Origin of the sequence: uncultured Flavobacterium sp. (assembly GCF_951805225.1) — a bacterium.
In the GTDB taxonomy this organism is placed as follows: domain Bacteria; phylum Bacteroidota; class Bacteroidia; order Flavobacteriales; family Flavobacteriaceae; genus Flavobacterium.
On record NZ_OX638201.1, the window covers coordinates 4,662,116 to 4,687,346 of the forward strand.

The 25,231-nt window shown below is 29.7% G+C and carries 23 protein-coding genes; 17 read left to right on the plus strand and 6 right to left on the minus strand.

Annotation, left to right across the window (positions count from 1 at the left end; genetic code table 11):
• Nucleotides 1–8 precede the first annotated feature (8 nt).
• Genes WN975_RS19355 through rnr form a run of 3 tightly spaced genes read right to left on the minus strand, consistent with a single transcriptional unit; the run spans nucleotide 9 to nucleotide 3,574 of the window.
• The gene (locus WN975_RS19355) at nucleotides 9–686 is read right to left on the minus strand and encodes a LysE family transporter (protein WP_337967922.1); all 678 of its coding nucleotides are present in this window, start codon (nucleotides 684–686) and stop codon (nucleotides 9–11) included.
• A gap of 14 nt (nucleotides 687–700) precedes the next feature.
• A complete protein-coding gene (locus WN975_RS19360; RefSeq protein ID WP_337967923.1) occupies nucleotides 701–1,369 on the minus strand; it encodes a head GIN domain-containing protein in 669 nt (222 codons plus the stop codon).
• A gap of 24 nt (nucleotides 1,370–1,393) precedes the next feature.
• Entirely contained in the window at nucleotides 1,394–3,574 is a 2,181-nt protein-coding gene (gene rnr, locus WN975_RS19365; RefSeq protein WP_337967924.1) for a ribonuclease R, read from the minus strand.
• Nucleotides 3,575–3,771: 197 nt separating this feature from the next.
• Here rnr and WN975_RS19370 point away from each other — a divergent pair, with 197 nt between their 5' ends.
• Nucleotides 3,772–4,005 carry a DUF2007 domain-containing protein gene (locus WN975_RS19370; RefSeq protein ID WP_099710123.1) on the plus strand — a complete coding sequence of 78 codons (234 nt, stop codon included), beginning with the start codon at nucleotides 3,772–3,774 and terminating at the stop codon, nucleotides 4,003–4,005.
• A gap of 791 nt (nucleotides 4,006–4,796) precedes the next feature.
• Nucleotides 4,797–5,228, plus strand: a complete 432-nt coding sequence (gene rpiB / locus WN975_RS19375) for a ribose 5-phosphate isomerase B (protein WP_099710124.1) — start codon at nucleotides 4,797–4,799, stop codon at nucleotides 5,226–5,228.
• 159 nt (nucleotides 5,229–5,387) lie between these two features.
• Here rpiB and WN975_RS19380 read toward each other — a convergent pair whose 3' ends face one another.
• On the minus strand, nucleotides 5,388–5,690 hold the full coding sequence (locus WN975_RS19380; RefSeq protein WP_337967925.1) for a DUF1294 domain-containing protein: 303 nt from the start codon (nucleotides 5,688–5,690) through the stop codon (nucleotides 5,388–5,390).
• Between the two features lie 115 nt (nucleotides 5,691–5,805).
• On the opposite strand from WN975_RS19380, the gene WN975_RS19385 reads away from it, so the two are divergent.
• A complete protein-coding gene (locus WN975_RS19385; protein ID WP_337967926.1) occupies nucleotides 5,806–7,929 on the plus strand; it encodes a Tex family protein in 2,124 nt (707 codons plus the stop codon).
• A gap of 98 nt (nucleotides 7,930–8,027) precedes the next feature.
• On the opposite strand, the gene WN975_RS19390 is transcribed toward WN975_RS19385, so the two are convergent.
• Together WN975_RS19390 and WN975_RS19395 are read right to left on the minus strand one after the other, a co-directional pair.
• Complete coding sequence (locus WN975_RS19390; RefSeq protein ID WP_337967927.1) at nucleotides 8,028–9,422, minus strand: glycosyl hydrolase family 8; 1,395 nt, start codon at nucleotides 9,420–9,422, stop codon at nucleotides 8,028–8,030.
• Nucleotides 9,423–9,529: 107 nt separating this feature from the next.
• Complete coding sequence (locus tag WN975_RS19395) at nucleotides 9,530–9,709, minus strand: twin-arginine translocase TatA/TatE family subunit (RefSeq protein ID WP_140504057.1); 180 nt, start codon at nucleotides 9,707–9,709, stop codon at nucleotides 9,530–9,532.
• A 212-nt stretch (nucleotides 9,710–9,921) separates the two neighbouring features.
• Between WN975_RS19395 and WN975_RS19400 the strand changes: the two genes are divergently transcribed.
• The 14 genes from WN975_RS19400 to WN975_RS19465 all read left to right on the plus strand — a co-directional run bounded on the left by WN975_RS19400 (nucleotide 9,922) and on the right by WN975_RS19465 (nucleotide 25,175).
• Nucleotides 9,922–10,422, plus strand: a complete 501-nt coding sequence (locus WN975_RS19400; RefSeq protein WP_337967928.1) for a peptidase — start codon at nucleotides 9,922–9,924, stop codon at nucleotides 10,420–10,422.
• A gap of 11 nt (nucleotides 10,423–10,433) precedes the next feature.
• Nucleotides 10,434–11,918, plus strand: coding sequence for a GH3 auxin-responsive promoter family protein (locus WN975_RS19405; protein WP_337967929.1), 1,485 nt, complete (start codon nucleotides 10,434–10,436; stop codon nucleotides 11,916–11,918).
• A 148-nt stretch (nucleotides 11,919–12,066) separates the two neighbouring features.
• Complete coding sequence (locus tag WN975_RS19410) at nucleotides 12,067–13,746, plus strand: hypothetical protein (protein WP_099710130.1); 1,680 nt, start codon at nucleotides 12,067–12,069, stop codon at nucleotides 13,744–13,746.
• Between the two features lie 9 nt (nucleotides 13,747–13,755).
• Nucleotides 13,756–14,742, plus strand: a complete 987-nt coding sequence (locus tag WN975_RS19415; RefSeq protein ID WP_337967930.1) for a hypothetical protein — start codon at nucleotides 13,756–13,758, stop codon at nucleotides 14,740–14,742.
• A gap of 171 nt (nucleotides 14,743–14,913) precedes the next feature.
• A complete protein-coding gene (locus WN975_RS19420; RefSeq protein ID WP_337967931.1) occupies nucleotides 14,914–16,167 on the plus strand; it encodes a lipopolysaccharide biosynthesis protein in 1,254 nt (417 codons plus the stop codon).
• A gap of 5 nt (nucleotides 16,168–16,172) precedes the next feature.
• On the plus strand, nucleotides 16,173–16,826 hold the full coding sequence (locus tag WN975_RS19425; protein WP_337967932.1) for a class I SAM-dependent methyltransferase: 654 nt from the start codon (nucleotides 16,173–16,175) through the stop codon (nucleotides 16,824–16,826).
• Nucleotides 16,827–16,842: 16 nt separating this feature from the next.
• Nucleotides 16,843–17,883: a glycosyltransferase family 2 protein gene (locus WN975_RS19430; RefSeq protein ID WP_337967933.1), complete on the plus strand. Its 1,041-nt coding sequence runs from the start codon at nucleotides 16,843–16,845 to the stop codon at nucleotides 17,881–17,883.
• A gap of 194 nt (nucleotides 17,884–18,077) precedes the next feature.
• Nucleotides 18,078–19,148, plus strand: a complete 1,071-nt coding sequence (locus WN975_RS19435) for an O-antigen ligase family protein (protein WP_337967934.1) — start codon at nucleotides 18,078–18,080, stop codon at nucleotides 19,146–19,148.
• Between the two features lie 544 nt (nucleotides 19,149–19,692).
• Nucleotides 19,693–20,361: an O-antigen ligase family protein gene (locus tag WN975_RS19440; RefSeq protein ID WP_337967935.1), complete on the plus strand. Its 669-nt coding sequence runs from the start codon at nucleotides 19,693–19,695 to the stop codon at nucleotides 20,359–20,361.
• The gene (locus tag WN975_RS19445) at nucleotides 20,351–21,403 is read left to right on the plus strand and encodes a glycosyltransferase family 1 protein (RefSeq protein ID WP_337967936.1); all 1,053 of its coding nucleotides are present in this window, start codon (nucleotides 20,351–20,353) and stop codon (nucleotides 21,401–21,403) included. The genes WN975_RS19440 and WN975_RS19445 overlap by 11 nt, the downstream gene beginning before the upstream one ends.
• Nucleotides 21,404–21,409: 6 nt before the next feature.
• Complete coding sequence (locus WN975_RS19450; protein WP_337967937.1) at nucleotides 21,410–22,516, plus strand: glycosyltransferase family 4 protein; 1,107 nt, start codon at nucleotides 21,410–21,412, stop codon at nucleotides 22,514–22,516.
• Between the two features lie 337 nt (nucleotides 22,517–22,853).
• A complete protein-coding gene (locus WN975_RS19455) occupies nucleotides 22,854–23,255 on the plus strand; it encodes a hypothetical protein (protein WP_337967938.1) in 402 nt (133 codons plus the stop codon).
• A 135-nt stretch (nucleotides 23,256–23,390) separates the two neighbouring features.
• Complete coding sequence (locus WN975_RS19460) at nucleotides 23,391–24,374, plus strand: UDP-glucuronic acid decarboxylase family protein (protein ID WP_099710138.1); 984 nt, start codon at nucleotides 23,391–23,393, stop codon at nucleotides 24,372–24,374.
• Nucleotides 24,375–24,407: 33 nt separating this feature from the next.
• Nucleotides 24,408–25,175, plus strand: coding sequence for a glycosyltransferase family 2 protein (locus WN975_RS19465; protein ID WP_337967939.1), 768 nt, complete (start codon nucleotides 24,408–24,410; stop codon nucleotides 25,173–25,175).
• Nucleotides 25,176–25,231: the final 56 nt, after the last annotated feature.

The following is a 25,231-nucleotide window of genomic DNA, read 5'->3' on the forward strand; positions in this document are numbered from 1 at the left end:
TAAATGTTCTACTTCTCTATCTTCTCAAAAGCATTTTTAACCATTTCTTTTTCTTTTGGAAACCAACCTTGAATCATTAAAACAAATCCAAAAACCATTAAAACAATACTGATTCCTTTTTTGATTTTAAGAATGTTTGATGGTGTCATTTTAGATTTTAATTGTTTGGCTAATAGAATTTTAAAACAATCAACTAACAAATAAGTAATAATTACAGAAGTAAAAAAAGTAAACATTCTTGAGTTTTGCATTTCTAATTTTGGTCCTACAGAAATGATAACTGCCAGCCAAAAACCAAGAACTCCAATATTGATAACGTTCAGTAAAAAACCTTTTACAAACAAACTTCCGTAGTTTCTTTTGATAATATCACGATCAATTTCTTCATCGTCGATTTTTTCTTCATTTCTTAATCTTATGAAAGAAATTAAACCATAAGCTAACATGATAATTCCACCAAAAATAAAAAGTGCCGGTTTGTCTTTTAAACTCTGAATTAATCTATAACTTCCTAAATAAGCGATTGCTATAAAAAAAATATCACCTAATACTACTCCAAGATCAAATACCAATGCGGCTCTGAATCCTTTTGTAATACTGGTTTCAAGTAATATAAAAAATACTGGACCTACCATAAAACTTAAAAAAAGTCCCCATGGCAGTCCAGCCAAAATATCATTTATCATTCAAATACAATTTGTTATTTTACTTCTTCGATTTTACCTCCAAAGACTGTTTTCTGATTAATTTGTTTCGGTTTACCATAAATATAAATAGAGCCTCCTGCGCTTACTTTTGCATCTACAAGGGTAGAAGCATTCACATCTGCTTTTCCTCCCGCAGAAACGCTTACAGTAGTTTGAGACGTACTCAATTTACTAGCTAGTAAATATCCGCCAGCTCCTAAACTTGCATCCTGGTTTGCTGCTTTACCAGACAAAGTTATAGAACCTCCTGAAACTGAACTCACTTTCAACTTATCAACATCTAAATTAACATCAATAGTTGCACCTTCCTGAGCACTTACTTTAAAAGACGTAGCTTTTATAGCTTCTGTACTTGTTACATTAGCACCTTCATTAACATCGATAAGTTCTAAATGTTTATAATAAAGCGTTATATCTAAATCATTTCCGGATAATAATTTTGGAAAAGGCATTCTTAGTTTTAATACACCTTTCTTGTTAACAACTTCAACTTCTGATTCACGTGTTCCTTTAATAACTACTTTATTTTCTGAAGACTGAACCAATTTTACACTCAACTTATCAAATACTTTTACGGTATCAAAATCACCTACATCCTTGGTAACCTGACCAAAAGACATTTGAATAAATAAAATTGCCGCTCCTATAATTAACTTTTTCATACTTTTATTTTTAAAATTAAACTTCTATTCTGCTCTTCTTAAAAAATGAAAATCCAGTTGTTTCTTCACTAAATCAGCATTTTTTACTTTTACATAAATTTCATCTCCTAATTGCAAGACACTATTTGAAGTTGCTCCAACTAAAGCATATTGCTTTTCATCGAAAGTATAATAATCATCTTTTATTTCTCTGATTCTTACCATTCCTTCGCATTTGTTAGAAACAATTTCAACATAAATTCCCCATTCAGTAACTCCGGAAATAACTCCAAGGAATTCTTCGTCCTGGTGATCCTGCATGTATTTAACCTGCATGTATTTAATACTATCACGTTCAGCATTTGTTGCTAAACTTTCCATATTCGAACAATGTAAACACTTTGTTTCGTAAACTTCTTCATCTACAGAAGCGCCATTATCTAAATAATATTGCAGCAAACGATGTACCATAACGTCTGGATAACGACGAATTGGCGAAGTAAAATGGCTGTAATAATCAAAAGCTAATCCGTAATGACCAATGTTTTCTGTCGAATATTTGGCTTTACTCATACTTCTAATAGCAAGAGTATCAATTAAATTTTGTTCTTTTTTACCATTTACTTCTTCCATCAAAGCATTCAATGATTTCGAAATATCTCCTTTGTTTCTAAAATCTATTTTGTAACCAAATTTAGCAATTACGGTTTGCATCGCAATTAACTTGTCTTCATTTGGTTCATCATGAATTCTGTAAACGAATGTTTTCTTTTGTTTTCCAATGTATTCAGCCACTTTTCTATTGGCCAAAAGCATGAATTCTTCAATAAGATGATTTGCATCTTTAGAAACTTTAAAGTAAACCCCTTCTGGTTCACCTTCAGCATCTAAGTTGAATTTTACTTCGACTTTATCGAAAGAAATAGCACCATTTGCCATTCTTTTCTTTCTTAAAATCTTAGCCAATTCATCTAATTTTAAAGTAGCATTTGTAATTTCCTCAGAAACTGTATAAGATTCTCCGGTAATTGAAATATCAACAGGAATCGTACTATCTTTTGTTTCAATGATATATTGCGCTTCTTCATAAGCAAAACGCTGATCTGAATAAATTACAGTTCTACCAAACCATTGGTTAATAACTTGTGCATTTTCTGAAACTTCAAAAATGGCTGAGAATGTATATTTCTCTTCATTCGGACGAAGCGAACAAGCAAAATTAGATAAAACTTCCGGAAGCATTGGCACTACTCTATCGACCAAATAAACCGAAGTTGCTCGTTGATAAGCTTCATCATCAAGGATTGTTCCTTCTTCAAGATAATAGGAAACATCGGCAATATGAATACCAATTTCGTAATTTCCATTCTCTAACTTTTTGAAAGATAAGGCATCATCAAAATCTTTTGCATCTTTTGGATCTATCGTAAACGTAAGTGTATCACGCATATCACGACGTTTTGCAATCTCAGATTCCTGAATCGAAGTATCTATTTTTTGTGCATAAACCTCTACTTCTACCGGAAAATCTGACGGTAAACCATATTCGGCTAAAATTGCATGGATTTCAGTATTATGTTCTCCAGGTTTTCCTAAAACTCTGATAACAGATCCAAACGGACTATCAGCTCTTTTTGGCCAATCTTCAATGGTAACTAAAACAACATCACCATTTTCTGCTTCTCCAATTTTATCTTTAGGAATAAAAATATCGGTATACATTTTAGGATTTGCGGTAGATACAAATGCAAAATTTGCCTGAATATCTATAACTCCAACAAATTCTGTTTTGTTTCTTTCTATAACTTCAATTACTTCACCTTCAGGTCTTTTTCCTTTTCTTCGGTTATAAACATAAACTTTTACTTTGTCTTTGTCTAAGGCACGATTCAAATTATTGGTTGGAATAAAAACATCTTCACTAAAATCAGGACAAATAAAATATGCCGTTTTTCTGCTCGTCATATCAATTGTTCCTTCGTAATAATCCTGACTTTCTGCTTTTACTAAATATTTACCCGGTTCAGTTTCTATAATTTTTTTTGAAGTAGCCAGAATTTTTAAATCTTTTATAATCTGATTTCTGCTTTTTGTATCATCAAGTTCTAACTTTGCTCCTATTTGTTTGTAATTGAATGCTTTATTTGGGCTTTGCGATAAAATTTTTATTATTTTGCTTGAGAAATCTTTCTCATTTTTTATCGGCTTTCTAATTTTCTTACTCATATATCTTTTCTTAAAAAGTTAAAATTACAAATAAGATATCAGATTATAGATTTTAACAAATAAATTATTAAAAATATAACTTTCAAAAGGAGATACTTATTGATTTCCAAAGGTCATTTGTAATTCGCATATTTAAAATTACTTATAACGAAAACCTTTAGTTATACTCATTTCGTATCTTTACAAAAAGACGCATTATGGAAAGCTTCAAAACCATTGCAGTATTCAATTATCAGCACGAAACCGTAGTTCTCAAACACTTATTAGAACAAGAAGAAATTCCGTATTTTTTCGAAAACGAAATCACTCTTTCTGTGGCTCCAATGTATTCGGCTGCACTTGGAGGAATCAAACTCAAAGTTCATCCAAACGATTTCGAAGAAGTTCAGCAAATCTTAGACAATCTTAATAACCCACTTAAAATTGTTTAAACTCATCTAATTTTTCAATTTCAAGATTTTTTTTTCTTTTTAAATTTTCAAAGTTGTCAACATATATTAAATACAACAAAAAGAAAAATTTAAATTAAATTAATTTTTGTTTGTTATTATAGCTTGTTAATATGTGCTATAAATTTATTTTTAAAAGCATTGAAATGAAGTTTCTCTTAGTTATCTTGAGTTATCAACATACTTATATTTCGTTAAAAGTCTAATTTATAAGACTTTTTGTATTTTAATTAACAATGGTTAACAACCAAAAAAGGATTCATTTTGTAGATAAGTTCACATGTTGATATTTGTTGAAAATAGCATTTTTGATATTGATAACTTTTCCAAAAATTCATGAAACTTTATTAGGTTATTTCATTCCGGTTTTGGATTAGTTTTTTTTTCGACACAACCAAAAAAAACTTCTAATTTTCTATCTCAACTTATTAACAAATAATGTTAACTTAAAGTTAATTGAATATCAACGAATTAGCTTTTGCTATTAACATTATAAAATTTTAACAAAATAAATGAATATTATTTATTGATTATGAGATACTTATAGAGTTGTTAATAATGTTGATAAGTGTTAAGGTTTTGATAGTAAGATAGTTGTAAATTTATGTTTTTCTGCCACGAATTTCACGAATGTACGCGAATTTTAATTGTTACGTTTTGAGCAAGATTTAAAACTAACTATGAAAAAGAAATTAGTGAAAATTAGTGAAATTCATGGCAAACATTTATTAAATGAGTAAATTTGTACTACACAACTTAATAGTATAGAAAAGATGAAAATTTCGATAGGAAATGACCACGCAGGACCAGATTATAAAAAAGCAATTGTAACGATGCTTAAAGCAAAAGGATATGAAGTAACTAATTATGGTACAGATTCTGAAGATTCTGTTGATTATCCAGATTATGGTCATCCGGTTGCAAATGATGTATCTGAAGGTAAAGCTGATTTTGGAATCGTTATCTGCGGAAGCGGAAACGGAATTGCAATGACTGTTAATAAACACCCGAAAGTTAGAGCTGGTTTATGCTGGACTAAAGAAATTGCTTATTTAACACGTTTACATAACGATGCAAATATTGTGAGTATTCCGGCGCGTTTTACATCTATTCCTCAAGCAGTTGAAATTGTTGAAACGTTTTTAACAACTGCTTTTGAAGGTGGAAGACACCAAAACAGAGTGAATAAAATCGCTTGTCAGTAAAAAGTCAAAAAAAAATTGGGTGCTTCGCACCAATAAGAATAGCAAACCGGGCGGATTTTTGAAATTCATCCGGTTTTTTTATTTAAACAGCTAAATTTCAGATCATTATAATACTTTTTTATACTTATTAACATTGTTAATATCTATAGTTTTGTATCGCTAATTAATTAAAAATAAAGCAATTGTAAAAATATTTACGTTGTTAATAAACAGCAGAACAGCAATTAAAATTTGAATAAAAACAATTGCCGAGAAATTTATAATAAAAGAAGATTTACTCGTTTTATGTCTAAAGAAAAGCATAGCTGTTAATAAACCTATTGTTCCGCCAATTGCTTCAAAGAAAAACAGTGTATTTTCAGGAATTCTACGTTTATTTTTTCTGGCTTGATTTTTATCATATCCGGCAAGAATAAAAACGAAGATATTTACAAATAAAAAATACAGTAATAAAACTTTCATAGGCTAAAAATTAAAAACAAAGATATTATTTTAGCCGAGTGATTTATAAATCTGTTCATGGTTTTAAAAGACAGATTATCTCATTTTGTAATCAAGAAATTATTTCATTAAAAGTATGACTAATATTCAATTCATTGCCAAGACTGTTCAAACAGCAGCGATTAACATTCAAAACACGGTTAAATTATTAGAGGAAGATTGTACGATTCCGTTTATTTCGCGTTACCGAAAAGATACAACCGGAAATCTTGATGAAGTTCAGATTGAGCAAATTGCAAAACTTCATAAAGAATATGAAGCGATTGTAAAACGTAAAGAAGCTGTTCTAAAATCGATCGAAGAACAAAAATCGCTTACGCCTGAATTGAAACAAAAAATTGAGCAAAGTTTTGATTTACAAGAAATAGAAGATTTTTATCTTCCTTATAAAAAGAAGAAAAAAACAAAAGCAGATGTTGCGCGCGAATTTGGTTTAGAACCTTTGGCGAAAATCATTATGTCTGAAAATGATGTTGATGTTGATTTTATTTCGACACAATATCTTAATGAAAATGTTATTAACGAAGAAGCTGCGATGCAAGGCGCACGTGATATTGTTGCAGAATGGATTAACGAAAACATTTATGTTCGTAAACAATTAAGACGTTTATATCAGCGAAAAGCAACGATTGGAACTAAAGTTGTAAAAAAGAAAGCTGAAGAAGAAGGAGCGCAAAAATTCAGTCAATATTTTGATTGGGAAGAACCTTTGACAAAAGCGCCTTCACACCGTTTATTGGCAATGCTTCGTGCAGAAAACGAAGGTTTTGTTAAGATGAAAGTTGATGTTGATATCGATGAAGCTTATGATGTTATTGACGAAATAATCATTAAAAAGCAAAATAGTACAACGGCACATTTGCAATTAGCGATTGAAGATAGTTATAAACGATTGTTGAATCCGGCGATTGGAAACGAAACTTTGCAAGAAGCAAAAGCAAAAGCCGATGCCAATTCTATTCAGGTTTTTGCGAACAATTTAGGTCAGTTATTATTAGCGCCGCCTTTGGGCGAAAAACGTATTTTGGCTATAGATCCAGGATTTAGAAGTGGTTGTAAAGTAGTTTGTCTGGACGAAAAAGGCGATTTACTTTATAATGAAACGATTTATCCGCACGCGCCTCAAAATGAGGAAGCAATGGCGATCAAGAAAATCCGTTCGATGGTAAATGCGTATCAAATTGATGCAATTTCTATCGGGAACGGAACCGCTTCGAGAGAAACGGAATTTTTCATAAAAAAAATCGCGTTTGACAAACCGCTGCAAGTTTTCATCGTTTCTGAGGCTGGAGCTTCGGTATATTCGGCTTCAAAAATTGCGCGTGAAGAATTTCCTAATTATGATGTAACGGTTCGTGGATCAGTTTCTATCGGACGTCGACTTTCTGATCCTTTGGCTGAATTGGTGAAAATTGATCCAAAAGCAATTGGAGTTGGACAATATCAACATGATGTTGATCAAACTAAACTTAAAGAAGAACTTGATAACACAGTAATTCGTTGTGTGAACTCGGTTGGAATCAATATTAATACGGCAAGTAAACATTTACTAAGTTATGTGAGTGGAATAGGGGAGAAATTGGCTGAAAATATCGTGCAATATCGTTCTGAAAATGGTCCGTTTGAAGACAGAAAACAGCTAAAAAAAGTGCCTCGCTTAGGCGAGAAAGCGTATCAGCAAGGCGCGGCTTTTATTAGAATTTCGAATGCTAAAAATCCGTTGGATAATTCGGCAGTACATCCGGAAGCTTATCCGGTTGTTGAAAAGATGGCAAAAGATTTAAAACTTTCGGTAAACGACTTAATTGCAAACAAAGAAAAAACAGCCTTAATTAAGGCCGAAAACTATATTACACCTGAAATTGGTTTACTTACATTAAAAGACATCATAAAAGAGCTTGAAAAACCTGGATTAGACCCAAGAAAGTCGGCTAAGGTTTTTGAATTTGATGCAAACGTAAAATCAATCAAAGATTTGAGAACCGGAATGATTCTGCCTGGAATTGTTAATAACATCACCAATTTTGGTTGTTTTGTTGATATCGGAATCAAAGAAAGCGGATTGGTTCACATTTCTCAATTGAAAGCTGGTTTTGTAAGCGACGTAAACGAAGTGGTAAAACTTCACCAACATGTTGATGTAAAAGTTACTGAAGTTGATGAAGACAGAAAGAGAATTCAGTTGACGATGGTATTGTAAAAAATTAAATTCCAATATTTTAAATTTAAAACTTCAACGGAATAATTTAAAAAAAATCCCAAATTTCAATTGAAATTTGGGATTTTTTGTTTTCAGGATTATTTTAAAATAACCTTTTTGGTAATGCTTTTATTTCCATTTGTAATTTTGATCAAATACAAACCTGAAGAATAATTAGCTAAATTAATTTCTGTATTTTCAGCAGTTGTTTTTTGCTCTAAAATTATTTTTCCTTGAGCAGAAATCACAGAAACTAGAGAATTTTCGGGAGCAGAAACAGTAAATTTATCATTACTTGGGTTTGGATACAGCGTAACAGTGGACTTTTCAACATCAAAATCGCCAGTTGATAAATTTGGGCTTTGCGGTAAATAAAAATTACCAGTTAATAAAAAAGAATACAGTGTTTTTAAGGTATGATTAAAATAACTGTTAGGCTCGTTTAACTGATTTAAATCTGTATAAGAAGCATTCAAATGCGTTTGATTTTCACCTGCCATTGCTGCACAGGCAAAAGCACCAACAAAAGTTGCATTATGCCATTGTCCGATTAAAGTTCCGTTTTGATTGTATCCGTCTTTAATGTTCGAAGATCCTCCCAGATTTAAACGAACAAAATCAGATGATTTTTTTGCGTATGCTTTTGCATCGGTATTTCCGTACCATACATAATCAACAGCGATTCGCCAAGGAGTTCTGGCTGCATCATATGTATATGTTTTTCCTTCTCTGTTATAACCGCCAGCTTGCGAAGAATATGGGCCAGATGCCTGGCACCAGTCTGATACTAATCCGCCAACAGCATTGTTTACAGTTAAATTGCTATTGATAATCGTATAAGATTTTGCTGCAACCTGATTCCAAAAAGTAGCATCGTTTGTAAAAGTTCCAAAAACTCTGTAATAGGCTGGAGAAAAATAAGAAGGATTGGTAATTTGGCTTCCGCCAAATTGATCTCCGGGTTTTAGTACAAAAGTATTTGCTTCAACTTCATGTGCTTTAATGGCAGCAATTAGAGTTTTAGCATCATTTTTATAATTAATTGCTCCGGTACTTCCCCATTGATAATCGGCTACGATAAGAGCAAATGCGGCATCAAGTTCAGCATCTGTTGCGCCATTTGCACCATTAATTCCTGAGCAACCATTGATTTTCCAGTTCATTACACCGTTAGAATTTACATTGTCTTTGTAGTATAGCCAAAGACCGTCAAACAATGTTTTATCAGTTGCATAAGCGGTAAGTAGCATTCCGTAGCCAATTCCTTCGGAGACAGTTTGAGAAGGATCATCAAATTTTATTCGGTATCGACCATTAGAACAGGCTTCAACAAAATTAGCTTGCCAGGTATTATAGTTGTTTCGAGCGTCCTGGCTATTTTTATTTGTTGCCATTAAGCCATTTGTAAATACAACATTGGCAGGAAAAGGTTGCTTTTGTGAATAACTTTTGAGACACAAAAAAGCAACAGTAATCAGAAGTAGGTTTTTCATAATTATTGTTATTAAATTTAGGGACTCTAAAAGTAAGATTTTTTATATAAAAATAAAACCCCAAACTACATTTGTAATTTGGGGTTTTTAATAAGATATGTGAATACTTATTTTGTTTCTTCCTCTTCTTTTTTGGCAGCAGCAGGTTGATCGTCTTTAGCAGCGTTTTTGAATTCTTTGATTCCGCTTCCTAAACCTTTCATTAATTCTGGAATTTTTTTACCTCCAAAAAGTAAAATCACAATACCTACTATTACAAGGATTTCTGTAAGACCTAATCTTCCCATGATTGTATATTTAATGCCGAAGCAAATTGTTTTCTTAGATTGTACCGCAAAGGTATATAGAAATATACGAACAAAAAGTGTTTTTGGATTAAAATATTTGTATTTAGCAACGTTAAATATTTTATAAAATCTTAAATTAAGTATATTCACCAAATTTATGCTAGCATCAACAAGACTATTAATTATTATATTTGCTTACATAAAGAACCGTAATGACTAAGAAGAAATTCGATTTTAGAAAAAAATTATTTATCAAAAACCGATTGGTCATTTTGAATGAAGATACTTTTGAAGAGATTTTTTCATTCAAATTAAATTTAATGAATGTTTTCGTAACGTTTACATTAGGCGGAATATTTTTGATCTTAATAACTACTTTTATCATTGCTTTTACGCCTTTAAGAGAATTTATTCCGGGATATTCTTCTTCTGAATTAAAAAGAAACGCAACAGAATTGGCTATAAAATCTGATTCATTGGAAACGGCTTTAAAGAAAAATGAAGCTTATATAAATGGAATTCAAAAAGTATTAAGAGGCGAATTAGAATATGCTAAATTTAATAAAGATTCTATTTTAGCAGAAGTTGATGAACCTTCAGAAGTAAATATGAAAGCCTCAGAAGAAGAAATTAAATTAAGAGAAGAAGTTTCAAAAGTGGAGAAGGAGTCTGTTGACAAAAAGCAAAGTAAGAACAAAAGTGACAAGAAATAATACCATAAGAAATGTCTATTAAATCAGTAGCAGCAAAATTATTTGCCAGCAAAATATACTACGATACTTTGGCTTGGTCCAAAAAACCGGTAGAAACTCAGCAAGAAATATTTAAAAGTTTAATTAATAGCGCAAGAGAAACCGAGTTTGGTGTTGATCATCATTTTGATAAAATAAAAACCGTTCATGATTTCAAGAAGCGTGTTCCAATTCGTGATTATGAAGATTTGAAACCTTATATTGATAAGGTTCGAATGGGCGAAAAAAATATTCTTTGGAAAGGAAAACCATTATATTTTGCTAAAACTTCAGGAACAACTTCAGGCGCAAAGTATATTCCATTGACCAAAGAATCAATGCCGTATCATATTGAAGCATCACGAAACGCGATTCTACATTATATATATGAAACTGGAAACGCTGATTTTGTTGACGGAAAAATGATTTTTTTGCAAGGAAGTCCAATTTTAGTTGAAAAATACGGAATCAAATTTGGAAGATTATCAGGAATTGGAGCGCATTTTGTTCCAAAATACCTTCAAAAAAACCGCATGCCGTCTTGGGAAACCAATTGTATTGATGATTGGGAAACTAAAATAGACGCTATTGTCGAGGAAACAATCGAGCAGGATATGACTATTATTTCCGGGATTCCGTCGTGGGTTCAAATGTATTTTGAGCGTTTGCAGGAAAAAAGCGGAGGAAAGAAAATTGGCGATTTATTCAAGAATTTCAACTTGTTTATTTACGGTGGCGTAAATTATGAACCTTATCGTGCAAAGTTCGAAAATATGATTGGGCGTAAAGTCGACAGCATTGAATTGTTTCCGGCTTCTGAAGGATTTTTTGCTTATCAGGATTCTCAAAAAACAAAAGGAATGTTGCTATTGTTGAATTCAGGAATTTTCTACGAATTCATAAAAGCCGATGAATTTTTTACTGAAAACCCAAAAAGTTATACCGTTGGCGAAGTTGAAGTTGGTGTAAATTATGCTTTGATTATTTCGACAAATGCAGGACTTTGGCGTTATAATATTGGAGATACTGTTCAATTTACTTCTTTATTTCCGCATAAAGTTATTGTTTCGGGTCGAATCAAACATTACATTTCTGCTTTTGGAGAGCACGTTATTGCAAACGAAGTCGAAAAAGCGATGAAAGAAGCAACAGAAGGAACTAAGATTGTAATTAACGAGTTTACAGTTGCGCCACAAATTAATCCGTCAAGCGGATTACCGTATCATGAATGGTTGGTTGAATTTGAAACTGAACCGGAAAATATGGACACTTTTGCAGAAGCAATAGACGCTTCGATGAGAAAGCAAAACATATATTATGATGATTTGATCACCGGAAGTGTTTTGCGAAAAGTGGTTGTAACCAAAGTTTCTAAAAACGGATTTCAGGAATATATGAAATCTCAGGGAAAACTAGGCGGGCAAAATAAAACGCCAAGATTATCGAATGATAGAAAGATTGCAGATAATTTGAAGTAATTAAAATTGTAAATCTTCATTTAAAATAAGTGTTATCAAATAACAACATGAACAGATTTCAGTTGAATTAACATTTTTAATTCCTAATTTCGTTCAATAAAATATTACCTATTACATCTTCTTAATAGAAGATTTTAAAATAATAAGCATGAAAGAAACCAAACATATATCAAGATCAAGAGCTCAGGAATCATCTGCGGCTATTGAAAAAATGTACATTACAATGCGTCACTTATTCAACCGTGGTTTTTATAAACCAATGGGAGTTTCGGGTGATAGTTTACGTGAATCATTATTAGCATTACGTCCGGAAATTTACGGAAATATAGGTGAAGAAAAAGTAGAACTTAACGGACTTTTGTACGTTATAGAACGTCTTCCGATAGGAATTGAACAATGTCGATTTATTAATTTAACTTCGGATGAAGGATATTCTAAATCACATTTTCAAGCGATTGTTCCTCCAAAAAGAAGAAGAAATTGCTACCGAATCGATGAGGAACAAATGAATGTTGAAATCACGCGCGGACGTTCAGATATTTATGATATTCTGACACATTTGACTTTCATTTTTATTGAATCTCATAAAATTAAAAACAGAGTTTTATTAGATGACGGAGGCGAAGTTTCCCGCGATTGGATGAAACTTGAACAAGCTGTAATGCAGACTAAGAAATTGCCTTTGATTGAAAAAGAAAAAGCAATCTCGCACGTTGCAAATATCTTAGGACGTACGTTTGAGGAAGTTTTAGATATTTATGATGCTTTTGGATCTGAGAATGATCCGGATCGTTTCCTGCACGTTATTTATTGGTTAGGAAAATTAGCGATCGAAGAAGTTATCGACAATAATAAAAGAACGATAACTTTTAGTCCGGTTTTAAGAGAGCGATTAGGACACCATATTCATGGTGAAATTTGGGCAACAAATATCAAGGAAGTTTTAAAGGCTAATAATCTTTTAAAAAGACCAATTCACGTAATTAGTGCGAATATGCACAGTGTAATGAATTCGATTTTTGCAACGCCTTTGTTAAAAACAAAATTCAAAGACAAATCTGATTTCTTTATTTATGAGGAATTAAGTAAATCCGGCGCAAAAGAAATTAGAAGTCATGTTGAAGATTTAGCCCTGAAAAACGGAATGATTTCATTACCGGATACATCAGGAACAAATATCGATGTTCAGATTTTTGATACGGCTAAAATTGACTGGGCAAAAACCGGATTTCCAAAAGCAGAACTTGGCGAAGCGCAACCTGTTATTATTGTAATGGATTATGCTTTTGGTGAGCAAGCTTACGAAACTATTGATGAGCTTTTGAAACCGTATAAAAAAGACACAAAATTAGAAGTAAAATCAGTATCGATAATGGGTAAAGCCGGAATTCTTGAAGGAGGAAAAGGCGACATTATGATCCCGACAGCGCATATAAATGAAGGAACTGCGGATAATTATTTCTTCGAAAATGAATTAACTGGCGCAATGTTCGAAGGAAATGACATTGCCGTTTTTGAAGGCGCAATGGTTACCGTTCTTGGAACATCATTACAAAACAGAGATTTATTGAAATTCTTTCACGAATCGACTTGGGGAGTAATTGGTCTTGAAATGGAAGGTTCCTATTATCAAAAAGCAATACAATCAGCATCAAAAATTAGAAAAAGTGTGCCACACGATATCAAAGTTCGTTATGCTTATTATGCTTCAGATAATCCATTAGAAACTGGAAGCACATTAGCTTCAGGCGGATTAGGAACAACAGGTGTAAAACCAACGTATTTGATTACGATCAAAATTTTGGAACAAATTTTCAACGTAAAATAAAAACAATAAATGAGTACAAAAGTACCCCAGAATAATGAAGATCAAGAAATTGATCTTTTTCTGATTTCAAAAAGTATTGGCCGTTTTTACGATAGAATAAACAGTTCAATTTTTAGATTAATCCAGTTTTTTGTTCGAAACTGGATTATTGTTTTATCCTTAATTATTGTTGGATTTGGGTTGGGTTGGTATCTGGATTCTAATAAAAAATCATTTCAGAATGAGATTATTGTAACGCCAAATTTTGGAAGTGTTGATTATTTATATTCTCAAATAGAATTAATCGAAGCAAAAATTGCTGCTGGAGATACTATTTTTCTAAAAAATGTGGTTGGAATTTCAAATGTAGATGCAATTCAAAAAATTGAAATTAAACCTATTTCTGATGCTTTTAAATTTGTTGAAGATAAAGAACAAAACTATGAATTGATAAAATTAATGGCAGAAGATGGTGACATTAATAAGGTTTTAATTGATAATGTTACGAGTAAAAATTATACTTTTCATACAATTACTTTCACATCAAATGAATTGGTTGATAATAAAAGATTTATCGAACCATTATTGAAATTCCTTAATAGTTCAGAATATTTTAATTCAGTTCAAAAAATAGCATTTAAAAATCTCCAGCAAGAAATTACTCAAAATGATACCATTATTGCTCAGATAGACAATGTTTTAAATGGGTTTTCGAGCACTGTAAAAAATACTAGTAAAAATGATAAATTGGTGTATTATAACGAGAATACTCAATTAAATGATATCATAAAAACGAAACAGTATCTGGTTAGTGAACAAGGGAAAAACAAACTAAAATTAGTAAGTTTTGATAAAACGATCAAAGAGATAAATTCTACTTTAAACATAAGAAACACAAAATCTGTCAACGGAAAATTAAAAATTATTTTACCAATTTTATTTCTTTTAATTTTTAGTCTTATTTTCCTTTTTAGGGCTTTTTATAGAAAACAATTGTTAAAGGAAAAATTAATTTAGAGTGTAATTTTGATAATTTCTCACTTTAAGATAAGTTTTAAATAATACAATTCAAGTTCTTTAGGTTTGTGATTGAATCATTTATGTATAAATTGGTAATGATGAGACATAAGAAATAATAGATTCTATATTTGTTATTTAATTGAAAGTTAGCTACCAATTTATTGATAAATGAAAACGAATACAATTAGAGATTACCTAACTTATGGTTCAGGACAATTAATAAATTTAATTGCGCCACTCTTAGTCGCGCCAAAAGTTATTTCTGTATGTGGTATTGAAAACTGGGGTAAGATTGGTGTTGCACTTTCTTTATTTACTTTGTTAGGATTATTTATTGATTTTGGGTCTAATATTCTCGGTGTTAAGGAAGTTAGTGTTAATAAGGACAATTTCCACAAAATTCAAGATTATCTGAATACTTCATTTGCTATTAAATTGATTTTTCTTTTAATATTAGTTCTTATTATTATCTGTGTTTGTTTAATGTTTAATAACATAGATCAAAGACTTTATTTATTAGGACTAACATTGTTATCGGCTCAATTTTTTAATATTACCTGGATTTATCAGGGTCTTGGTAAATTTGGTATTATAAATAAACTTATATTTTTTTCGAAAGTAATTTATGTCTTATTAGTTTATGCTTTAGTAAAAGGTAAAGATGATTATTACTTAGTTTTATTTATACTAGGAAGTTCAAACTCTATAGTTTATTCGTTTTTTTTTATAAAAATATACAAATCTTATCGTTTGTCTCTTTTAAATGTGAAAGCAGATTTAATTAAAAAACAATTTAGAAATGAATATTCCGTACTTATTTCTAATTTTTCAATCGCGACATATGTACAAACTCCAATTTTAATAATTCAATATTTGTTGGGAGATTATTATGCTGGGATTTACAAAATTGGAGATATGATTTTAAGTGTTTTTAGAAGCTATTTATCTGTTTTTTTTAATGTTAGTTTTCCTAAATTTTGCGAGAGCTATAGTAAAAATAAAAAAGAAGGAATTTTATTTTTAAAAAAAATAAACACGATCAACATTTTGCTGTTAATATTGGGGATTCTGATTATTATAATTGGTGGAATCATTATTATAAATATCTGTACGATAAATAATGAAATTTATAAGTTTTTAGGCTTCTATTCAGGTTTTATTATTGTACCAATTATCACGGCTTTAAATATTCCTTTTTATCAATATTTAATTTACAAAAATGAGCAAAAGATATTATCTAAAATTTTATCTTTCGGTTCTTTAATTATGTTGTTTCTGGGTTATTTTTTGACCTTATTTTTTAAATTGCAAGGAAGCTTAATTGCCGTTTTTTTAATAGAGAGTTTAATCACAACTTTAATAATATTATTTTGTTTTAAGAAGTACAAAATTAATTTAAAGACATTTCAAATCAGCAAATAAACAATATGCAAAAGCCCTATTTAGAGAAAGAAAAAGAATATTTTTCAAATACTAGAAAAGATATTATTTCCTTTATAGGTTGTGATAAAGATTTAACAATTTTAGAAATAGGTGCGGGAAGTGGTGCAACTTTATTGGAATTAAAAAATAAAGGAAATGCAAAAATAATAATAGGATATGATATAGTTGATGTTAATAAGGAGAAAGAAAAATTTGATTCTTTCATTATTGGAAATATTGAGCAGGATAATCTTCCGTTTGATTTGCAATTTTTTGATAGTATAATATTGGCAGATGTTTTAGAACATTTAGTAGAACCTCAAAATACAATTAAAAAACTAATTCCACATTTAAAAAAAGGAGGACATTTTTATATTAGTTTGCCTAATGTAAGGAATTTAGAAGTTTTTTATAAAATCTTTATCAAAGGAAGTTTTGAATATACTGATGAAGGAATTTTTGATAAAACGCACATTCGTTTTTTTTGTAAAAGCGATATGTTGAACTTGATCCACTTATTTACAGAGTTAAAAGTGCAAAAAATTGAATCAAATTTAAAACATATTTCTTCAATCAAATCAGTTTTAAACAAATTAACTTTCGGAGTTTTTGAGCAATTTTTAAGCACACAATACTTTATTAAAGTAATCCGAAATTAAAAGGAATAAATTATTAATGAATAAGAAAGTCTATATTGTTCTTTTAAACTATAATCAATCTCATGATGCAATAGAATGTTTAGAAAGTGTTTTGAAGTTAAAGTATAGTAATTATCAAATAATAATTATTGATAACAGCGAAACATCTCACCATTTTAATAATTTGCAATCATGGGCAAAAGGTGATTTAAATGTTGTTGAAACAGAATTTAAAGACCTTATTTATCCATTACAAGAAAAGCCATTATCTTTTACAAATATTGACGAAAAAGATTTTTTATCAAATTATAAAGATGAGAAAATACTTTTTGTAAAAACAGAGCAAAATAAAGGTTTTGCTGCAGGAAATAATTTGGCTTTAAAATATATATTAAAACATGGAGAATCAGATTCTTATATTTGGCTTTTAAATAGTGATACAGTAGTAGATAAAAATGTACTTACAGATATTATTTTTGAAATCAACAAAGGAGATATTTTAGATACGAAGATTATTTATGGCACGGCTTTATTAGAATATGATAATCCAAAAAAAGTTCAGTCATTAGGAGGTTTTTATCATTCAAAAACAGGATTAACAACACATTTAGGAGAAGGAATCCTGGTTAATGAAGCGATTTTAAATTTTGATAAAATAGTAGAGAAAGTAAGTTATCCGGTTGGAGCTTCAATGATTATAAAATATTCTGATCTTGAAAAGATTGGATTATTATCAGAAGATTATTTTTTATTTTATGAAGAAATTGACTGGGTTTCAAATGCAAAATTGAAAGGTGGAAATGTAAAAATATTACCTGTTTTGGGAATTTATCACAAACAAGGAAATAGTACAAAGTCAAAAATCAGCAAAAAGAAATCTGAATTTATAGATCTGGTTACAATGAGTAGCCGTATTACTTTTGCTAAAAAATTCAACAGAAAAAACCTGGTTATTATTTATCTATCAATTTTGACTTTAACTTTAGGTAATAGGATTTGGCAAAGAAACTTTAAGATAATTCCAAAAATTTTAAAATTAGTTTTTAGTAAAAAGCAAAAAATTAAAGCAATCGAATGAAAATTGATATTAAAAAGGTTTTTTTAGTGTTTCTCCCTTTTACTCAGGCACTAACTATAAATATTTTTTTCCCACTTAAAATATCTGAAATTGCTCTCGTAATTTTGATTCTATTCTATGTTAATAAAAAAACAATCTCAAGAGATACAATATGGTTCGTTAACAACAATCTAATTATTTCAATATTAGCGATTTTGGTAACATTATCATTTATCGTAAATATATATTGGAATTATCCTTATCCGGCGAAAGTAATTCCTTTTAGAATAAGTAGAGTTGGAGATAGTTTTATAAGACTCTGTTATTTTTATTTATGTTTAGCGGCTTATTTCATATCCTATCGGCTATTTACCAAAAGTATAAAAATTTTAGAAAAATGGGTTTTAGGCGCTATGATAGCAGCTATTTACGGATGGTACCTATTTTTGTCGTCCGGTTTAAACTTACCCTATTTTAAACTTCCAGGAATGGGAGATCCGCAAATATTGGGAGGTTTTATTAGATGTAGTACTTTCAAAGAAGGTAATTATTTTGGGTTATTTCTCTTACTATCAGCGTCAGTTTCTTTTTATTTAAAAAAAATGATTCAGGGTTGGTTTTTACTTTTCAGCGTGATAGTATCTATGTCTACGATTTCTATAATTTCGGTATTTCTTTTTGTTTTCTTTTTTTATAGAAAAAAACTTTTTCGTTTAAGCATTCTAATCAAAGTCGTTCCGGTATTAATAATTGGAATAATAGTATTCCTGCAAACCGATTTGTACCAAAGATATGTTTATGAAAAATTATTTGATTCATCAAAAACGCTTACTCAGAGTAATTTTTCAAAAGTAGATAGAATTATTACTGGAAGAGTGGCTTTTTATTCCGGAATAGAAAATCCATTTTTTGGAGTTGGACCTGCGAATTATGGGCTTCATTATGATTATTACAATAGGTATCAAAAAATTGTAGTAAACAGGAATGAATATTTTGATCATTTTGCACAGCGAAAAAACGAAAGAGCGATTCCAAATAATGTATACTTAGAAGTTTTATCTGAATATGGTGTAATTGCTGTAGTTTTATTTGTGTTGTTCTTATTCCTTATTTTGATGAAAGCGTACTATTTAAAGGAAGATGCCATAGTTGCTGGTATATTTAGTATAATATTATCTTTTAATGCATTTCCGTCTTTTATAATGCTTTTTATCTGGGTTTTTCTTGCGATACCTTTTGCGATACACAGAAATAAATTAAATCAACAATTATTAGAAACAAATTAATTGTTTTCCAATCTTAAAAAAACAGATTATTATGACTCAGGATATAGTTAAAAATTTTAAAATAGAATTAGCTTGCTTAGTTTTTATAGCATTTTCTTTTGTTTTTAAGATTTCTTTAGCCACACCTTTTATTTTGCCATTAATACTATTGAATGTTTCAAAAATAAAAAACAAGGAGAATAATTTAACTGCAAAATCATTGACAGTATTATTTATATCAATATATGTATTGTATCTTTTGTCTTTCTTTTTTAAGTTTGATTCTTCTTCAAAATTAATCGTCAGATCACTTGGTTTTGTTTTTATTCCGGCGTTATTTTTAATTAAAAAATTTAGTCTGCAGGAAGTAAAATACTTTGTTTACTCATTTTTATTTTTTCAATTGTTACACTTGTTATATGTTGATTTCATCGTATTTCAGTATCACATATTATCTCATAATAAGAGTTTTGAGAGTTTTAATGCATTAGTTGAAAATAAATTTATAGTTGAGAGACCTTATTTTTCTTTAAATTGTTTGCTATCTATTCTTTGTATTAAATTTTTGATAGATTATACAAAAATTAAAAGAGCGATTCTCTATGCTTTTATAATATTGCTAATATTTACTTTGTTTATTATTGTAGCAAGACTGGCAATGGGAGTTTCTTTTTTACTTTGTTTTTTTATTTTTTTAAAAGAAAAGAAAGTAATCTATTTTTTAGGATTTGTAATTATTCTATTTGTTATTGTTTTAAGTAATAAATATACAATACAAAGACTTGCAATCGAAAAAGGAGAGCCCAGAATCGTAATTTGGAAATGTGCAAAAGAAATAGTTGATCAGAAAACATTTAATTATTTTATTGGAACTTTTAGCAGCGAAAAAGTAGATAAAGATTTAATAGATTGTTACAATTCGGAAGAAGTATCAAATGGACCATATTGGTGGATTGGAAAAAACAATTATAATTATAATACACACAATCAGTATATTTGGTTTTTTGTTAGTTACGGTTTATTAGGTCTTAGCATGTTTTTAGGGATTTTTGGAGTGCACTTTTGGAATTTTCTAAAAAATAAAAATGCGTATTCATTTTTCTTTATTTTGATTTTTTCATTTCAAAGTTTGTTTGAGAATCTTTTAAGCAGACAACTTGGAATTTATTTGTTTTTATGGTTTTGCTATTTATTTATAATCCAAACCGAAAATACTATTCAAGATGAAAAATAAAATAGTAGTCAACGGTCGTTTTTTAACTCAAAAAAGCACTGGAGTTCAAAGAGTTGCTACAGAAATAAGCAAACATTTACAAAAACATTATAAAGATGAAATTATTTTTGTTTGCCCAAATAAGGAATTTTTAAATCCTATTGCAGAATCACTAAATTGCATAAAAATAGGATATTTTTCAGGTTATTTTTGGGAACAATTTGAATTGCCTTTTTTTTTATTTAAGAATAAAGTTTTTCTATTAATTAACTTTTGCAACACAGCTCCAATTTTATTTAAAAAAAACTTGATTGTCATTCATGATATGGCAGTAAAAGAAAACAAAAATTGGTTTGACTGGAAATTTGCTACTGCATATAAAATATTGTTTTATTTTAATTTAAAGAGAGCTTTAAAAATTATTACGGTTAGTAATTTTTCTAAAAAGGAAATTTTAAAATTCTATCCCAAAATTGAAAAATCAAAAATTGATGTTATTTATCTCGCAAGTTTTCTAGATTCTGATGAGGTAGAGAATCAAAAAGATAATTATTTTATTGCAGTCAACTCTTTAAATTCAAGAAAAAACATAAAAGTAATTTTAGAAGCTTTTAAATTATTAAATTTAAATCAATTTAAATTAAAAATTATAGGAGGTTCTTTTAAGAACGTCTTTAATAACGATGTTTTAGAATATAGCACAAATGTTACATTTTTAAATGAAGTTTCGGATGCCGATCTAAAGAAGGAACTTTCAAAAGCAAAAGCACTTATAAACGGTTCTTTTTATGAAGGATTCGGACTTACTGCACTTGAAGCAATGAGCGTTGCGACACCTTGTATTTTATCAGAAATTCCGGTTCATAAAGAATTGTATAGTGAAACAGCATTGTTTTTTGATCCAAAAAATCCGATACAATTAGTGCAAAAAATAAAAGATTTAATGGATTCAGAAAACTATAACGATCTTTGTAAAAGATCATTTGAAGTATCTCAAAAATTTAGCTGGAAGACGGCATCTCAATATTATGTTTCAATAATTGAGAATTTGAAAACTAAATAAAACAACTTGAAAAAAGCATTAATTAGCGATTGGTATTATGTAAATGGAGGTGCTGAAAAAGTTATCCATTCTATAAATTCAATTTGGAAAGACTTTGATCATTTTGCTTTGATTGATTTTTTGGATGATAATGACCGCTCCTTTATTTTAAATGGAAAAAAAGCCAAAACGAGTTTCATTCAAAGATTACCAACTGTAAAACAAAATCATAGAAAGTTTTTACAACTATTTCCAATAGCGATTGAACAATTTAATTTAAGCGATTACGAATTAATTATTAGCTCTTCTTCTGCAGTTGCAAAAGGAGTTAAGACTCATAAGAATCAATTACATATTTGTTATTGCCATTCGCCTATGCGATATGCGTGGGATTTGCAGGATCAATATTTAAAAGATTCGGGATTAGATTCAGGTTTAAAAGGATTTTATGCAAAATATGTTTTGAATAAAATTAGAAAATGGGATCTTAAAACTTCAGAAAATGTAGATTATTTTATTGCTAACTCGAATCATATTGCACAACGAATTAAGAAAATATACAATCGTGAATCAACAGTAATTTATCCTCCGGTTGATGTTGACTTTTTTACTTTGAAAGAAGAAAAAGAAGATTACTATTTTGCCGCTTCCCGATTAGTTTCATACAAAAAAACACAACTTATTGTTGAGGCGTTTAATGAATTACCACAATTAAAACTGATTGTTGCCGGTGATGGACCAGAGTTTGAAAAACTTCAAAAAATAGCCAAAAGTAACATAGAATTTGTTGGTTTTGTGGATAATTTAAGATTAAAAAGCTACATGCAAAAAGCCAAAGCATTTGTTTTTGCTGCCGAAGAAGATTTCGGAATTATTCCTGTCGAAGCACAAGCTTGCGGAACACCTGTAATTGCTTTTGGAAAAGGAGGAACGCTTGAAACTGTTGTTGAAAATGAAACTGGTGTTTTTTTTAAGGAACAAAACCCTCAAAAGATTAAAGAAGCCATAATTAATTTCGAAAATATAAAATTTGATCCACAAATAATCAGAGAACATGCTATGAAATTTTCGAAGCAACGATTTGAAAATGAAATGAAAGAATTTATTGAAGATAAAATAAGCAAATCGTCCTAAACCCTAGCTTGTGAAGAATGGAGATGAATAACATCCAGGTTTATTTCTTTAAACTCTTTTCTCAATTCACAAACCGATTTTAAATCAAAACTCTTGAACCGTATTAATGTTGATCAGATTGGCTCAATTTGAAAATTCAGACTTATTTTTTGAAGATCAATTTCTTTTTGATTACTGTTGTATATGATAGTAGTTTCAGTGTTTTTATTTATTTCATCATCTCTAAAACAGGTATAAACTATTTGTTTAAAAAAACATAAGAAACAATATGATATAAAAAAATTAGTGATGTGAAAATGCTATATTTAAAAATTGAATTAATACAGAATTACAAATTATGAAAGATTTTAAACTAATATTCTTATTTCTAATTTTGATGTGTTTTTACAGTTGTGCAGAATTTCAAAATGCATATGGAGGTAAAAGCGGATATATTAAATGTCGTAAAGAAATTTTTGGTACATGGAAAACATTTAGTTACACAAATACATTTAATATAAGACGAGGTCATGATATAAAAACAGATGAATCAGAAATATGGGTTTTTAATGAAAATGACACGGTAATTATAAATAAAAAAGCAATGAACTATGAATTAGAGGATTGTGAAAGATTAACTATTAATTATGATGAACAGAAAATTTTTTTTAAAGTAAAGCAATATAATGATACACTGTATTTGAGTCAAGGTTTGTCTGGACATGAATCGATAAATATTGGGCTAAAAAGAATAAATTGATTTAGAAGAAGAAATCAGATTAATCAAACAATAAAATAAATATTTACAAAACTGCCTAATTTTAGGCAGTTTTGTTTTTAGAATAGTTTTTATAATTTTCAAATCAGTTACATTTGCGATGTATAAATAATTACTATGAAAAGAATACTTATTACCGGAGCAGCAGGATTTTTAGGATCGCATTTGTGCGACCGATTCATTAAAGAAGGCTATTATGTTATTGGAATGGATAATCTGATTACGGGAGATCTTAAAAATATAGAACATTTATTCAAGTTAGAACATTTCGAATTTTATCATCACGACATTACCAAGTTTGTACACATTCCGGGTGATTTAGATTATATACTACATTTTGCTTCACCTGCGAGCCCAATCGATTATTTAAAGATTCCGATACAAACCTTAAAAGTTGGTTCATTAGGGACTCATAATTTATTAGGATTAGCAAGAGTTAAGAAAGCAAGAATTTTGATTGCGTCAACATCTGAAGTTTACGGAGATCCGTTAGTTCATCCACAAACCGAAGAGTATTACGGAAACGTAAACACAATAGGTCCGCGTGGCGTTTATGATGAAGCAAAACGTTTTCAGGAATCAATAACAATGGCGTATCATACGTTTCACGGTGTAGAAACCAGAATCGTTCGTATTTTTAATACTTATGGACCAAGAATGCGCTTGAACGACGGTCGTGTAATTCCAGCTTTTATTGGTCAGGCTTTGCGTGGAGAAGATTTAACCATTTTTGGAGACGGAATGCAAACCCGTTCTTTTTGTTATGTAGACGATCAGGTTGAAGGTATTTTCAGATTATTACATTCAGATTACGTTTATCCTGTAAACATTGGAAATCCGGACGAAATTACAATTAAGGATTTTGCCGAAGAAATTATCAAATTAACAGGAACAAATCAGAAAGTGGTTTATCATCCTTTGCCAATAAATGACCCTTTGCAACGTCAACCAGATACTACAAAAGCAAAAGAATTATTAGGTTGGGAAGCAAAAGTGAATCGTGCAGAAGGAATGAAAATTACGTACGATTATTTTAAATCACTTTCAAAAGAAGAACTTTCAAAAGAAGAACATAAAGATTTTTCAAGTTACATAAAGTAATAAAAGCATAAATAAAGAAGACATTACAATCTAATGAGCGAATTAGTATCTATTATAATTCCAACATATAATACTGAAAAGTTCATTGGGTTGACTTTGCAATCAGTTCAAAATCAAAGTTATCAAAACTGGGAAGCAATTTTAGTTGATGACGCATCTACAGATAAAACAGTTGAAATCATAAAAGATTTTGCTGAAAAAGATAATAGGATAAAACTCTTTCAACTTGCTAAAAATTCTGGAAACGGAGGTGCCCGAAATATTGCTTTAGAAAAAGCAACCGGAAAATATATTGCTTATTTAGACGCTGATGATTTATGGTTTCCATCTAAATTAGAAAAACAGATTCAGTTTTTAAAAGCAAACGATTTGCCTTTTACGTTTAGTTTTTATGATTGTATTGATGAAGAAGGAAACAATTTAAACAGAAGAGTTGAAGCTCCGTTAAACCTAACTTACAATCAATTGTTTTTTTGCAATTATGTAGGCAATTTAACGGCGATCTATGATTCTGATTACTTCGGAAAAATTGTAATCGAAGCGACACAAAAAAGACAAGATTGGAGATTGTGGCTTACTATTGTAAAACAAATCAAAGAAACAAAGCCAGTTCCGGAACCTTTGGCATTTTACAGAATAAGAAAAGATTCTATTTCGTCTTCAAAATTCAAATTGATAAAACACAATTTTGGTGTTTACAGAAATTTTCACGGATTTAATTTTGTGTTTTCTGTTTTATTAATGTTCCGATTTTTATTCACGCAATTGATTATTAAGCCAAAATATATAAAGAAAGGATAGTATTCTCTAAGGTCGTAAATTGCGACCTTAGAGAAATAGGTTTCCATTTTAAATCT

Coding starts and splice junctions, on each gene's coding strand:
- WN975_RS19355 (WP_337967922.1), bottom strand. CDS start 686: ATGATAAATGATATTTTGGCTGGACTGCCATGGGGACTTTTTTTAAGT.
- WN975_RS19360 (WP_337967923.1), bottom strand. CDS start 1,369: ATGAAAAAGTTAATTATAGGAGCGGCAATTTTATTTATTCAAATGTCT.
- rnr (WP_337967924.1), bottom strand. CDS start 3,574: ATGAGTAAGAAAATTAGAAAGCCGATAAAAAATGAGAAAGATTTCTCA.
- WN975_RS19370 (WP_099710123.1), top strand. CDS start 3,772: ATGGAAAGCTTCAAAACCATTGCAGTATTCAATTATCAGCACGAAACC.
- rpiB (WP_099710124.1), top strand. CDS start 4,797: ATGAAAATTTCGATAGGAAATGACCACGCAGGACCAGATTATAAAAAA.
- WN975_RS19380 (WP_337967925.1), bottom strand. CDS start 5,690: ATGAAAGTTTTATTACTGTATTTTTTATTTGTAAATATCTTCGTTTTT.
- WN975_RS19385 (WP_337967926.1), top strand. CDS start 5,806: ATGACTAATATTCAATTCATTGCCAAGACTGTTCAAACAGCAGCGATT.
- WN975_RS19390 (WP_337967927.1), bottom strand. CDS start 9,422: ATGAAAAACCTACTTCTGATTACTGTTGCTTTTTTGTGTCTCAAAAGT.
- WN975_RS19395 (WP_140504057.1), bottom strand. CDS start 9,709: ATGGGAAGATTAGGTCTTACAGAAATCCTTGTAATAGTAGGTATTGTG.
- WN975_RS19400 (WP_337967928.1), top strand. CDS start 9,922: ATGACTAAGAAGAAATTCGATTTTAGAAAAAAATTATTTATCAAAAAC.
- WN975_RS19405 (WP_337967929.1), top strand. CDS start 10,434: ATGTCTATTAAATCAGTAGCAGCAAAATTATTTGCCAGCAAAATATAC.
- WN975_RS19410 (WP_099710130.1), top strand. CDS start 12,067: ATGAAAGAAACCAAACATATATCAAGATCAAGAGCTCAGGAATCATCT.
- WN975_RS19415 (WP_337967930.1), top strand. CDS start 13,756: ATGAGTACAAAAGTACCCCAGAATAATGAAGATCAAGAAATTGATCTT.
- WN975_RS19420 (WP_337967931.1), top strand. CDS start 14,914: ATGAAAACGAATACAATTAGAGATTACCTAACTTATGGTTCAGGACAA.
- WN975_RS19425 (WP_337967932.1), top strand. CDS start 16,173: ATGCAAAAGCCCTATTTAGAGAAAGAAAAAGAATATTTTTCAAATACT.
- WN975_RS19430 (WP_337967933.1), top strand. CDS start 16,843: ATGAATAAGAAAGTCTATATTGTTCTTTTAAACTATAATCAATCTCAT.
- WN975_RS19445 (WP_337967936.1), top strand. CDS start 20,351: ATGAAAAATAAAATAGTAGTCAACGGTCGTTTTTTAACTCAAAAAAGC.
- WN975_RS19455 (WP_337967938.1), top strand. CDS start 22,854: ATGAAAGATTTTAAACTAATATTCTTATTTCTAATTTTGATGTGTTTT.
- WN975_RS19460 (WP_099710138.1), top strand. CDS start 23,391: ATGAAAAGAATACTTATTACCGGAGCAGCAGGATTTTTAGGATCGCAT.
- WN975_RS19465 (WP_337967939.1), top strand. CDS start 24,408: ATGAGCGAATTAGTATCTATTATAATTCCAACATATAATACTGAAAAG.